A 13,602-nucleotide genomic window follows, 5' to 3' on the forward strand; every position below is an offset into this window, starting at 1 on the left:
TTATTTAGATGTTGATTCTCTTTTAATTAATTTGTGTCTTAGCGTAATAGCATTTATAGATTCTAGATTTATGTTTCCGTTCAAATGTGCAATTATGCTTTCTCCAGCTAACATGCCCATTTTAAAACCAGGGTAGTCTATCGTGCTTAAGTTGGGACTCACGATTTCGGAAACAAAGTCATTATTAAAGCCAATAACTTTTATGTCTTCAGGAATACGATACCCTTCCTTTGTCAATTCTTTAATGCAACTAGCAGCAAAGTTATCGCTAGAAACAAATATGCCGTCAATTTTATTTGTGCTATTTTTAATGTGTTTCATTACTCTATCAATTTTTTTAGGATTCAAATCTGTTTCCAAAAAATTGGCTTCTTGAAAACTAATATTATTTGCTTGAAGCGCATTCTTATACCCTTCAAACCTTTCAGAGTATACATTTCTTTTTAAATGACCACTTATATGCAATATGTTCGTGCATCCTTGATGAATAAGATGTTCGGTAGCTTCGTATCCCGCAGCTTTGTTGTCTATAAGAACGGTATAGCATTCAGGTAAGTTCAGTACCCTATCGAAAAACAGCAAAGGAATATTTCGGCTGGTGTAGTCTATAAAATGGTCGTAATTTGAAGTCTCATAAGATAAGGAAACCAATAGAGCATCTACGCCACTATTGAGCAGCGTCTTGGCATTTATTTTCTCTTTTTCTTCAGATTCTAGTGATTGACTGATAATAAGGTTGTAACCGACCTTATTGATTACTTGTTCCATGCCCGCAAGCACTGTAGACATAAAATATGAATTTAATCTGGGTACGATAACGCCTATAGTGTTAGACTTTTGTTTGGTAAGGTTTACGGCAAATTTGTTGGTTATATAGCCATGCTTTTTAGCTGCTAATGCTATACGTTTCTTGGTTTTTGCGCTTATCGAAGGGTGGTCGTTGAGTCCTCTGCTCACTGTAGCAGGAGACACATTCAGTATTTTTGATAAATCGTAAATGGTAACTTTTTTTTGCATAAAAAATTAAAAATTACGCAATAATATTACGTAACTAATTTGATTTATTACTCAATAATTAAGTTTTTTTTTATGTTTTTTTTATTTTTAGCTCTTTTTGTAGATATTAATAAAGGTTTTGTTTGTTTGTCAATTTAAGTTTAATGCAATCGGTTGCGTAATTAATTTAATTCGTATATATTTGTCAATATGGCAACTAAAATATTTTTTGACACTTTCCTTAATATTGTTTGTGTTTGGTATTTCAGAAAACTTTTAGCATCATGCCTGATATTAGAAAATTATTAATAGAGAAGCATAAAATCAATTTTATTCAAATTATGAAAAGAAGACATTTTATTAATAAAACAGCTATGGGAACTGCAGCAATAGTAGGCTTTCCTTCAATTGTTCCTGCTCATGTATTGGGAAAAGATGCGCCTAGTAATAAAATTAATATTGGTCAAATTGGCTGTGGAAGAATCGCATTAAGTCATGATATTAATGATACCATGCGTTTTAACGAGGCTCGAATTATAGCAGTATGTGATGTCGACTCTAAGCGAGTTGCTAAAGCCAAGGCGTTTGTGGATGAAACTTACCAGAAAAAAACAGGTAAGGCTAAATATATGGATACAAAAATCTATGAGAACTACCAAGAAATGCTTTTAAATAAGGATATTGATGCGGTCATGATAAGTACTCCAGATCATTGGCATTCGCAACCCGCTATAGAAGCCGCTATGGCTGGTAAGGATATTTACCTTCAAAAACCGACTTCACTTACGGTAAAAGAAGGTCAGCAATTAAGAGAAGCAGTGAAAAAGAATAATGTCATACTTCAAATAGGTACGCAACAACGGGCCATGCCGCAGTTTAGAATTGCAGCAGAATTGGTTAGAAATGGGCGTATTGGTAAAATCCATACAGTAAAAATTGGCTTGCCAGGAGATCCTTCTGGACCAGAAGCTCCAGAAATGCCTATTCCTAGTAACCTTAATTTTGATATGTGGTTGGGGTCGACTCCAGCTGTGCCATATACAGAAATAGGCGTGCATCCTCAGAATGATTACAGTAGACCAGGCTGGTTAAGACAAAGAGCCTACGGGGCAGGCATGATTACGGGTTGGGGACAACATCATTACGACTCTGCTGCTTGGGGGCTGAATACAGAATTATCAGGTCCGATTTCTGTGGAAGCACTTGCGGAATTCCCTAAATCTGGTTTATGGAATGTGCACGGTGATTTTTTTGTAAAGCACCAATATGAGAATGATATAACAGTATATACTAGTGGAGGGTATAAAAATGGTATAAGGTATATTGGTGATGATGGTTGGATTTTCGTATCCCGTGGTTCCTATACGGCATCAGCTTCAGATCCTGTAGATCAGAAAAAAAGCAATGCGGCTTTAAACGCTTCAGATCCAAAAATACTCAAATCTATTATTGCGGATAATGAAATTCACCTTGAAAGGATAAATGATCAACACGGTAATTGGTTAGACTGTATAAAGAGTAGAAAAAAACCAATTTCAGATATTGAAAAGGGGCATAAGGCATGTGTGGTTTGCTTAATTAGTGACATTGCTATGCAATTGGATAGAAAATTGGAATGGGATCCGGAAAAGGAGGTATTTGTTAATGATGTTGAGGCAAACGCAATGTTGACTCGTGAACAACGTAAGCCTTACGGAACTAATTATATAAAGTCTTAAATTCCTATATGAAAAAAAATAATCAGATGAAGTTAGGGCTGTTCCTATTTATTGTAAGTCTTTGTATGTCTTGCGGACAAAAAAAGCAAGAAGAAAAACAGCAAAAAAGAAAACATGAGCAAGCCAAAGTAAAGTTAATGACATTAGATCCTGGCCACTTTCATGCAGCTTTGGTGCATAAAGTGATGTATCCTCAGGTAGATTCTACTATTTATTTGTTTGCGCCCAAAGGTGCAGAGGTAAAGGATTTTTTGAGCAAAATAGAATCTTACAATAGCAGAGAACAGAATCCATCCCAGTGGAAAATTGAGTCTAAATTAGGAGAAAACTATTTGGGGGAAATGATTTCTCAGAAGCCTGGTAATGTTATGATTGTTGCTGGGAAAAACTCGAAGAAGATCGATTATATTTTGGAAGCTGTAAAGGCAGGTTTAAATGTTTATGCCGATAAGCCTTTGGTGATAACACCCAAAGGTTTTAAGAAATTAAAGTTGGCATTTGAGATAGCTGAGAAAAATGACGTGTTGATTTATGATATTATGACGGAGCGTTTTGAATCAACGACTAAAATTCAAAAAATGTTATCGAGAATCCCTGAAGTTTTTGGGGAAATTGTTAATGGTACAGAGGAAAACCCTGCTATTAGTAAAGAAAGTGTCCATCACTTTTTTAAATATGTAAGTGGTCAGCCTCTAGTACGTCCTGCTTGGTTTTTTGATGTTGACGAAGAGGGAGAGGGCATAGTTGATGTGACCACACATTTAGTTGATTTAGTGCAATGGGAAGTTTTTCCCGATCAAGTTATAAATACAGGTGATATTGAAATCCTTTCAGCTAAAAGATGGCCCACTATTATGACTTTGACCGAGTTTCAAAAAGTGACTGGCCTTGCGGCATTTCCCGATTATTTGCATAAAGATATTAAAGATGGTAAATTATACGTGTATTCAAATGGCGAAATAAATTATACAATTCGTGGAAAACATGCCAAAGTTTCTGTAGTCTGGAATTATCAAGCTCCAGAAGCTACAGGGGATACGCATTATAGCATTATGCGAGGTACGAGAAGCAATTTAATCATAAGACAAGGCAGTGATGAAAACTATAAGGCAACTTTATATGTAGAATCAAATTTAGGGTCTAGCTATGGGGAAATGTTAAAAGAGGCTGTAATAAATAAGATTGGGAGCCAATTTAGAGGGGTTTCAGCAGAAAAAGTTAACGACACCTTGTGGAAAATTAATATTCCTGATAAGTTTAAAATAGGACATGAAGCTCATTTTGCCCAGGTAACGGAAAACTATTTGAAATACCTTTTAGAAGGGGCGTTACCAGAATGGGAGAAGCCAAATATGATTTCAAAATATTACACAACTATCAAGGCATACGAAATGTCTAAGAATATCCAGGAATAGTCAAATATTGTATATGGCTTATTTAGCATCAAAAGAAGATTGAATAAATAAAAAAGAGCATTTTCAAATTTTTGAAATGCTCTTTTAATCATTAAACTGACTAGTCCTAAATCAATCAACAAACTAAATTTATTTCTTTTTATTCATGCCTTTCTTTTTGCCATTTTTCTTGGATACCTTTCTAAGCTGTGCTTTTTCCCATCTAGCATACTGATCTTTATCCAGTATCTTTTTCATTTTAGCTTTCATAGCTATTTTATGATCTAATCTGGCATTTTCCATTTTAAGACGTTCCTCTTTAGTTGGTCTTTGGGAAGTCCCATTGGCTCTTCTGGCTTTACGTTCTTCCATCATTTTTTTACGTAAAGTAGCATTTTCTAGATTTATTTTTTGAACCTCAATTTGTTGTGATTCATTCAAATCTAAAAACAAAGTCATTTTTTTTGTTTTTAAAGTAGCCATTTCTTCGGCAGAAAGATTATTCATTTTTTGAGCTCTTTCTGGTCGGTCTCTTCTTTCTGTTTGGGCTATAGCTTGAATGGATATTAATGCTATAACAATTACTGTTAGTTTTCTCATTTTGATGCCTTTTAAATTATTTGTCAGTAGGACTCGGTTATTTTTAAAAGGTTTAAATTACTTTTTGATTTTAACCAAATATTAACAGTGTTGTTGTATTTGGGTAAATAGGAACTTAATATAAGTTAAAGCGGATTTTTTTACTTTGTTTACGCCCAGTAGTGGTCGTACCAGGATTATTTTAATATAGGAATTTTTAAGGAGATGCCCGTTTGGAAATCGGGCGCGTTGTTAACTAAAAAATCTTCCTTGAAATATAAAGAAAACTTGTATTTAGGACGTCCATAAGTGTAGGTAAAAGACCAATTGGATTGTGCTTTATATAGCGTGGTAACACCGTGTTGCCAACCGCCGTTTATTTCTTCCCAGTTACCCAATAACCTAAAATAATCGGCTTCTTTTCTTTTGTTATAACGGGATTGAATCTGATAGTTTATACTTAGTGAATTATAATTTCCTCTTTTGGTGTGTCTGGCTATTTCGAGATTGCCTTCAATGGTTGCTAAAAATGGATTATTACCTAAATCGATAACTTCTTTAAAATCGATAAGATTTTTGTGTAGAATATTCATTCCAGTTCCAAAGTTAAATTCGTAGTTGTTTTTTAACGGTATTTTTTTAATAGCATTTACGGAAAGGCCAAAGTCTAGAGAGGAATTAAATCTGGAAGTGTTAATGCCTAAATGGCCTCCAAAATTGATAAATATTTTTTGGGTTTTATTTATTGAAAACGTTGGGTAGTAAAAATAATTGAATTCGATACCTCCTATAAAAAAATCATTGTTATTTAATTCAAGTGTGTTGCCGTTTCTATCCAGATATTTAAAATTAACTTGATTTAACCCATAGTAGCGCCTTCCAAAAGGGTCTTCTCCGCCAGATATATTACTGTGAAACCATTCAATACTTTCGTCGCTAGTAAAAAAAGAAAAAGGATGCTTCCCTTTGCCTATTAAATAAGAGCGTAGTGTGATCCCTAGCTCATTTTTTTTATTTAGTGGAATGTTGATGCCTAGTCTGAATTCTTTTATAACTGCATCAATAACAATGTTTAAATAATCGGCAGGAGTTATTAGTTGATCTATAAAAGTAAAATCTCTCTCATACCAAATAAGTTTACTTTGCGCTTCTCTTGCCACTGGGTCTTTCGGAAAGTAAGCCTCGACGAAAGGGTGAAAGTTGTTGCCGCTAGTAGAGTTTATAGAAAGTGTTGGTTTTTTCGGAGGTCTGAGCTTGAAGTTCGAGTTGATTCTAGAGCTAAAAATCCCAAAATGGTGTGTGGTTAAAAGACTGGGGTTTTCAATGCCGTTTTTTATTGATAGGCTATCTTTTTGTTGAGAAAAAACAAAAAGATTGCAGATAGCAAAAACAATAAAAAGCCTTTTTTTTAGCATCAAATAAAAATAATTAAAGTTTAAATAATGAATTGTTATGTATTTGTTAATTCTTGTTGTGCCTGTGCTATTAAATTTAAAGTGGTTGTGTATAAGTCTTGATTATTCATCTTACCTTTCAGCCAACTGTAGAAACTGATTACGAAAATGTCTTTTTTATGGATGTCAACCCAATTGAAAGATTGCTCCACGGTATTTTTAAATTCGTTTGAAGTTATTGCTTCTGGAGTTTTGTAATAAGATTCGATAAAGTTTAAATAGGTGATAACACGTTGTTGGTCAATGCTTTTTAGATAATCGTAATAATTTCTTTTAAAACTAAGCAGTCGAGACTCTACCAAATCAATATTATTAAGCTCAATATGAAGAAGGATTTCTATTAAACTCTTTTTTATGACCCATTCTTTTCCAGCTTTTTCAGTATACCATTGGTCTGTGTGATAAAATTTAGAAAAAAGTGTATGTGCTTTTTTTAAATCACCTTTTTGAAAATAAAACATAATAAGGCTTAAGTGGATGTCTAATAACGATTCAGTGTCAGGGTGTTTATTGGTTATGAGGGGCTCTAGTATTTCTATAGCTGTTTTTTGTCTGTTGGAATAGTTATGATTGAGAGCAGTTAGTAAGTGGTATTTTAGCTTATAAGTGTTGTAGTGTTTCTTTTGCTTTAAAAGCATGTGCTTGTGCATAAGTTTCAAATAACGGAAAGACTCATTAAATTTTTTATTCCTGAATAACGTATTAGCTATTAAGTATATGATTTGTATGTGGTAAAAGAGTTGTTTTTCCTTGTTTTTATGTGTGTTTATAACATGGTAAGTGTTTATTAAAAAAGGTTCTATTTTTAAATAATCTTTAGTTACAAAAGCTGAAATACTAACAATGGTTGCTAATTGGTATAAGGATTTAAAAGACATAGAGTCGTTAAAACTAATATTATGCTCTTGCAAGGTTTGGTTTAGTACCGTTTGAAAATCGACAATATCGCCTTTATAACTGATATTGTTTAAGATGTGTTTGATTTTTGCATAAACAATATTGAGTTGGTCTTCTAGTTGATGATTCTTTTGGTTCTCCTTAAATTTTATGGTAAGCTCATCAATTGAAATGGAAGGGGCTGTATGCGCATATTGAATTTTAGTATGATAAATTTCATTGAGAAGAGGAAACAGGTAGTGTTCAGAAGCTAATAACTCGGCTTTGTCCAAAATTTTATAGGCAACTTGGTATTGTTTGTGTTGGAGGAACGATCTTGATGCTAGTATGTACTTAATAATTTGCATGTCTATCGAATTTTCTTCCTGGATGCTGTTATTTGCAATGAAGTCAATGATAGATTGGTACAAGCGTTTTCTTAAGGCGTGGTATGCATCTTTTTTTAGACTTCCATAGAGTTTGAGGCAGATCTCGTTAGAATTTAACTTGTTATTTAATAGGTAGTTGAATAACTGAATATTCTTAGTGTCGTTGCGTTTGTTTTTTTTGTCTAAATATGAGATAAATCGCTGTCGGTCTTCAGAAGAAAAAGTAGAAATTATATCATTTAAATTAGTCATTAAATCGTCAGTTTATTTTTATTTAATACTGTTAAATATATATGTTTTCATATGATTGATCATATTATATCGTCAGTTTTATTGAAATATTGTGTTTCGTATACTAGTTAAGTATTGCAATTTTGCCTTGTAATCAAATCATTAAAACAATAATTATGAATTATCAAACATCTGTTTCAGTAGAAGAAAAATCGAAAGAAACAAAAATTAAAAAGGAAAAGAAAGTTTACAATCAAAAACCAACAGCAGCTTTTATTGGTGCTTCTTGGTCTGCACTACTCGTAGGAATTACATCTTACTGTATTGGTTTATGGAATGCCGAAATGTTATTAAATGAGAAAGGGTACTATTTTACAATTCTTCTTTTTGGGTTATTCTCTGTAATATCTGTTCAAAAAGCAGTACGAGATAAATTGGAAGATATTCCTGTTACCGATATTTATTATAGCATTAGTTGGTTCACTACAATAACTTCTATTGTGCTGCTAATAATCGGTCTTTGGAATGCCGATTTACTTTTAAGTGAAAAAGGATTCTATAGTATGTCATTTCTATTAAGCCTGTTTGCAGCCATAGCAGTGCAGAAGAATACCAGGGATGTACAGTATATAGATAGGACTATAGGTGACGAAAAATAAGAAATAATAAATAAATTTAGATATGTTAGTCAAAACAAAAATCAAAGGGTTGTTTTGATGGTTGGTTAATTTAGATAACCCCAAGCCCCGTAGTTAAATGCTACGGGGTTTTAACATAATGATAGGGTTAGACTCATATAAATTAATTTTAAAAATGAAACAGAATCTTACTAAGGATTTAATAGAGTTTTCTGAAACTAAATTAAAAAGACCCATTTCAAATAAAACAAGACTCATAGAAATATTGGGCGTTGTTTTAACAGCTATTGGGAAGTTTATTTTTATGGACTACCTTGATTGGAGATTACTCTATGTTACTTTTGCAATCTTATTATGGGGTTTGTATGTATATGTTAGATATAAAAGAGAAAAAGATGTTATTAAGTATTGGGGGTTTAGAACCGATAATTTTAAAAGAGCTTTAAAATTAATGTTGCCTTTTGGGATTATTTCAATCTTGTTGTTTCTTGGAATAGGTTATTATCAAAATACTATAAATCTAACATGGCATATTTTACCACTTTTAATTACATACCCTATTTGGGGCAGTGTACAACAATTTTTGATTATTGGTTTAATTGCTGGAAATTTAAATGATAAAAAACTAGGAAAAGGCTTTATAATCTTTATAACGGCTATCTTATTTTCGATAGTTCATTTTCCGTCTATATGGTTAATGATCGGGACTTTTATCCTAGCATTATTTTATGGGTATATATATTTAAAAGTGAAAAACATATATGCGATGGGATTATTTCATGGGTGGTTAGGTGCTTTGTTTTATTACACTGTGGTTAATAGAGATCCTTTTCAAGAAATTTTTTTAACGCTCATAAATTAAAAGAAAATCAATTCAAAAAACGCAAAAAGCCTATTTAATAACGCAGGTTATATTATTGTACTCAGCAAACAAAGGACTGTATTTGTCAATTAGAGTCATTTATCAGTCTACTTGAAATGTAGATAAATGATATACCGGATCACCAGTATTTGTTATACCTTCTATCTTGATAGCATAGTTGCTTTTGGAATCACTTGTAAAAAATGAGATTTCAGCTTTATTGGCATCGTCTGTAAGCATTATTTTGGGTTCCCAATGTAAAGTTGTTCTAATATCTTGTTTTAAGGCTTCCCCAGAACTATTTATATGATCGGGGGCATAAAATTCTCTGGCAGTATAAAAACCAATAGCTGTAAAATCTATAATTCCTGGTTTGCGTTTTATATTTCTTGATCTAAAGTTGGCACCAGTTCGAGAATAAATAGCTATAACACCATTGGCACTATTGCTATAAAATGCCGCGTTGGCACCTTTTAATACATCTATAAACTCAACATCAATACCTCTTAAATAGAGAATGTCTTCTAGCTGTACTCTAAAACCATCTAAAAAAATGCTTGGGGTGCCTTGGTTTCTTATTGAGATAGAATTATTAAAGGCATTGACACCTGGAAGAGTATTAAGCAAATCTAAAACAGTTAAAAATTCAACATTTTCAAAATCTTTCATATCTATTCTGTTAGAAGGAAAACCATAATCGGTCCTTGCATTCAAAGTCTCTCTTCTTTTTTCTGCTTCAGATTTTTTTTGAGCAGTAATAACGACCTCATCAAGAATTCGTCTTGATTCTATAAACTCTGTATTAATCTCGGAAATACGTTGTGCTTGCTCAATAAAGCTTGCTATTTTTATGGTATCAATTGAGGTAGGCTTAAAAAAAGTATTTCTGGTAACTTTTGGACTTTCATAAAAATTATCATCTAAATGAATGGAAACAAATCTATTTTTTCTTTCATCATCAGATTTAAAGTCTTTCACCCGAGCTTCAATAATGGTACTTAATGTGTCATTAAAAACATAAGGTCCGTATTTAAATATGCCATTTTTGTTTGTTTGCTTTTTTTCCTGATAAGTAGTGCTCATAAATGTAAGTCGCGTCGCAGTAGGTATCTGTTGTTTGTCTCCTTTTAAGGCAGTTGTATGTCCAGTAATAAAAATTCCTTTTTCAGGGGAAAATGTTTTTGTTTTTTTTGTACCATATAAAATACCATTCCAGGTAAAACGTCTCCAACCATGAGTCATCATAAGCAAATCCAGTAAATAACGTCTTTTGATATCGTTTTCTTTTTCGAAGAAATAATTAGGGTTATCAATATGCCCTCTTAAATCTGAGTTCAATAAAAAATAAGTTTTTATATTTTTATTTTCAGTATTTTGACCAATAGCACCAATATCTGTTATAGACATAGATAAGTTGCCTGAGACATTGTTTCCTGATTTATCCCTTAAATCTAATAGTATCGAAATTTTATCTCTGGTTTTAGGAGTTTTGTTATCTATACTAACATTGGCCACAACACCATTATCTGGATTATCTATATAGACTAAGCGTTCGCAAACAGGTTTGCCATTACTGTCAAATAATGTAAAATTAGCGACACCGTCAGTTAAAGTAGTGGTTTTTAATCTAATTAAAGATGAATTGGTGTTTTTTGTTTCCAGTCTTTCAAAAATTAAACGCCCTCTTTGGTGTGCAATTAAAAAAGAGTTTTTTAAACCAATAGTATTGTTTGACGATACTTTTAAAACAATTTCATTGCCATGATTTGCGACGTTTAAATTATAGCCGTTAGGCAAGGCTTTTGGTAAAGGGTATTTAACTTCTTCGTTGTTAATAATGATACTTGCATGGTACGTTTTATTAGCTTCTGGTAGCAGTGTTATAACGCCCAAACCAAATTTTAAGGTTTTAAATTTACTAACTATATGATTGTTGGAATCTTTAATGTACCCTTGAACAAGGATATTTTTTTTGTGTTTATCTATAACTTTTATACCTACTTTAGAAGCTATTCCGTTAATTAAATAACCACCTTCAGGGTAAAAATTAATTTCAGGAAGCGAAGTTGTTTTAATTTTTTTTGCGGGCGTTATACTTGAATTTTTTTGTGAAATACCTAAGCTATCATTTTTATTTATATTCCAAATAGGAATTTGCTTCTGAAAAAAGTAATCTGGATTTTCATTTCTCATATAGTTGGTATAGGCTCTAAGCATATAGTTTCCCGGAACCATCCCTTTCTTTAATTTAAAATCTCCAGCAACACTTACATCGTTGGTGTAAAGTTGTTTTTTTATTAGTATACTGTCTTTATCATTAATTAGTTCGACATAAATAACTCGACTTTTATCAGATCTTTTATGTGTAATTCCATTGACCAAATAAGCTGTATACCAAATATCATCATCTGTAGCATAAAAAGGTTTATCTGTTTGAACATATACTTTTTCGGGATAATCATTCGTTCTAGCTTCAAGTTTTTCCAGTACCAATTTTCTGAAGTTGTTAAAACCAGTAAAAGAGAGAAGCGCAATGAGTACAATGGATAGGGCAAGTTTTTTAATCATTGATGTGTGTTAATGAGGGTTTCGGGTTATTAAATATAACGACAAATTAAATAATATAGTGTTAAAATTATTTTAAGATTAGACTTGTAAAGGGGTGAACGGTTTAATTAGAATGTATTTCATTTATTGTATCTTAGTATTCTAACGCTTTTTAAAATGCCTAATTGGTTAAATATTGCGATACTTGTTTTGGTTGCTTATGTTACCATTAGCATTGTTTTGTATTACCTACAGGATTATATGCTGTTTAAACCAGAAAGGCTTCCTGAGGATTTTCAATTTAATTATGAAAACCAAGAATTTAAAGAATATAATTTAGAAACAAGAGATGGTGCGATTATTAATGGTGTTCGGTTTTTTCCTAAAGGGGAAAGTAAAGGAGTGGTCTTGTACCTAAAAGGAAACTCTAAAAGTATCAAAGGTTGGGGCAAATTTGCAGTCGATTTTACCCGACATGGTTATAATGTCTTAATGGTAGACTACCGTGGTTTTGGAAAAAGTACGGGAAGGCGTTCGCAAAAAGCTATTAAACGGGATTTGCAGGTAGTTTATAATAAGATAAAAGAACTTACAACCGAGAATAGAATCATTCTTTATGGGAGATCCTTAGGGTCTGGCTTTGCTGCCAAACTAGCCTCGATGAATCACCCTAAAATGCTTATTCTGGATGCTCCTTATTATAGTTTGACTAGAGTAACAGCGCGTTATGCGCCATTTATGCCCTTATCGGTTTTGTTAAAATATCCATTGCCAACTTATAAATGGCTAAAATATGTGCAATGCCCAATACATATTATACATGGTACAAACGATAAGCTTATTCCTTATAAAACAAGTGTTAGATTATCCAGGGTAAACCCTAAGCTTACTAGGCTGCATACTGTAATTGGTGGCGGACATAAGAACTTAAATAATTTCGAATCATACCATGAAATGATTCATGAAATTTTAAACAAAGCTCCAGAGAACATAGATTTATCAACTACCAGTATCCATGTTAAACACACATCGAAAAAAAGTAAGACTAAGGCTTAGAAAAGCTGGTGTTGTTTTAATAAGCTTATATGTTATGATTGGTGCATTACTGTATTTTTTGCAAGAAAAAATGTTATTCCACCCTACGGTTTTACCTCAGGATTTCAAGTTCGAGTTTTCATACCCTTTTGAAGAGTTGTATTTAGAGACAGAAGAGAATACCATTGTCAATGCCATTCATTTTAAAGCCGAAAACCCTAAAGGAGTTATATTATATTTTCATGGAAATGCTGGCGACCTTTCACGCTGGGGGCTTATTACGGAGTTTTTTGTTAAGAAGCAATATGATGTTTTGGTGATGGATTATAGAACGTTTGGAAAAAGTACTGGTAAGTTAAGTGAGAAGGCTTTGTATAAAGATGCTGAATATTGTTATAATTATTTAAAACAGTACTATTCAGAAAATGATATAATAATTTACGGAAGATCTCTAGGCACTGGAATAGCAACTTATGTTGCTTCAAGAAATAGACCGAAACAACTAATATTGGAAACACCGTATCATAGTATGACCGATATAGCAAAATCCAGATTTCCTGTCTTTCCCGTAAAATATATTTTAAAATATAAATTGCCTAGTTATCAATTTATAACTAAGGTAGGTTGTCCAATATCAATATTACATGGAACAAACGATCAAGTAGTGCCTTATAAATCTGGAAGAAGCTTATACGAAGCAGCCCCCGCGTCTCTAACCACTTTTATAACTGTAGAAGGCGGAACTCATAACGATTTAATACACCACGAAGCTTTTTTAAAAAGCATGAACCAGATTTTATAAAATTTAAGGCGTTTAAATCGCTTCGAATTTCATTTTTTATTGATTCTCAAATAGGGATATCCTGCTTTTATTGAGCGTAAA

The 13,602-nt window shown here is 32.5% G+C and carries 11 protein-coding genes; 6 read left to right on the forward strand and 5 right to left on the reverse strand.

What is annotated here, in order from left to right:
• Complete coding sequence (locus HHX25_RS19725) at nucleotides 1-1,017, reverse strand: LacI family DNA-binding transcriptional regulator (RefSeq protein ID WP_169677006.1); 1,017 nt, start codon at nucleotides 1,015-1,017, stop codon at nucleotides 1-3.
• 320 nt (nucleotides 1,018-1,337) lie between these two features.
• On the opposite strand from HHX25_RS19725, the gene HHX25_RS19730 reads away from it, so the two are divergent.
• Together HHX25_RS19730 and HHX25_RS19735 are read left to right on the forward strand one after the other, a co-directional pair.
• Nucleotides 1,338-2,714, forward strand: a complete 1,377-nt coding sequence (locus tag HHX25_RS19730; protein WP_169677008.1) for a Gfo/Idh/MocA family protein — start codon at nucleotides 1,338-1,340, stop codon at nucleotides 2,712-2,714.
• 8 nt (nucleotides 2,715-2,722) lie between these two features.
• Nucleotides 2,723-4,129, forward strand: a complete 1,407-nt coding sequence (locus HHX25_RS19735; protein ID WP_240964586.1) for a putative oxidoreductase C-terminal domain-containing protein — start codon at nucleotides 2,723-2,725, stop codon at nucleotides 4,127-4,129.
• A 129-nt stretch (nucleotides 4,130-4,258) separates the two neighbouring features.
• On the opposite strand, the gene HHX25_RS19740 is transcribed toward HHX25_RS19735, so the two are convergent.
• From HHX25_RS19740 to HHX25_RS19750, 3 genes are all read right to left on the reverse strand, one after another.
• Nucleotides 4,259-4,708 (reverse strand): hypothetical protein, encoded by a 450-nt coding sequence (locus tag HHX25_RS19740; protein ID WP_169677010.1) that lies wholly within the window; start codon nucleotides 4,706-4,708, stop codon nucleotides 4,259-4,261.
• Between the two features lie 176 nt (nucleotides 4,709-4,884).
• On the reverse strand, nucleotides 4,885-6,102 hold the full coding sequence (locus HHX25_RS19745; RefSeq protein ID WP_169677012.1) for a DUF1471 domain-containing protein: 1,218 nt from the start codon (nucleotides 6,100-6,102) through the stop codon (nucleotides 4,885-4,887).
• A gap of 35 nt (nucleotides 6,103-6,137) precedes the next feature.
• The gene (locus HHX25_RS19750; protein WP_169677014.1) at nucleotides 6,138-7,658 is read right to left on the reverse strand and encodes a hypothetical protein; all 1,521 of its coding nucleotides are present in this window, start codon (nucleotides 7,656-7,658) and stop codon (nucleotides 6,138-6,140) included.
• Between the two features lie 155 nt (nucleotides 7,659-7,813).
• On the opposite strand from HHX25_RS19750, the gene yiaA reads away from it, so the two are divergent.
• Nucleotides 7,814-8,296, forward strand: a complete 483-nt coding sequence (yiaA, locus tag HHX25_RS19755; protein ID WP_169677016.1) for an inner membrane protein YiaA — start codon at nucleotides 7,814-7,816, stop codon at nucleotides 8,294-8,296.
• Between the two features lie 154 nt (nucleotides 8,297-8,450).
• Nucleotides 8,451-9,137 carry a CPBP family intramembrane glutamic endopeptidase gene (locus HHX25_RS19760; protein WP_169677018.1) on the forward strand — a complete coding sequence of 229 codons (687 nt, stop codon included), beginning with the start codon at nucleotides 8,451-8,453 and terminating at the stop codon, nucleotides 9,135-9,137.
• 102 nt (nucleotides 9,138-9,239) lie between these two features.
• Here the strand turns inward: HHX25_RS19760 and HHX25_RS19765 are convergent, their stop codons facing one another.
• Nucleotides 9,240-11,705 (reverse strand): TonB-dependent receptor plug domain-containing protein, encoded by a 2,466-nt coding sequence (locus HHX25_RS19765; RefSeq protein ID WP_169677020.1) that lies wholly within the window; start codon nucleotides 11,703-11,705, stop codon nucleotides 9,240-9,242.
• Between the two features lie 156 nt (nucleotides 11,706-11,861).
• Between HHX25_RS19765 and HHX25_RS19770 the strand changes: the two genes are divergently transcribed.
• Both HHX25_RS19770 and HHX25_RS19775 read left to right on the forward strand, forming a co-directional pair.
• On the forward strand, nucleotides 11,862-12,740 hold the full coding sequence (locus HHX25_RS19770) for an alpha/beta hydrolase (protein WP_169677023.1): 879 nt from the start codon (nucleotides 11,862-11,864) through the stop codon (nucleotides 12,738-12,740).
• Complete coding sequence (locus tag HHX25_RS19775; RefSeq protein ID WP_169677025.1) at nucleotides 12,700-13,521, forward strand: alpha/beta hydrolase; 822 nt, start codon at nucleotides 12,700-12,702, stop codon at nucleotides 13,519-13,521. The genes HHX25_RS19770 and HHX25_RS19775 overlap by 41 nt, the downstream gene beginning before the upstream one ends.
• Nucleotides 13,522-13,602: the final 81 nt, after the last annotated feature.

This window comes from Flavivirga algicola, assembly GCF_012910715.1.
Taxonomy (GTDB): Bacteria; Bacteroidota; Bacteroidia; order Flavobacteriales; family Flavobacteriaceae; genus Flavivirga; species Flavivirga algicola.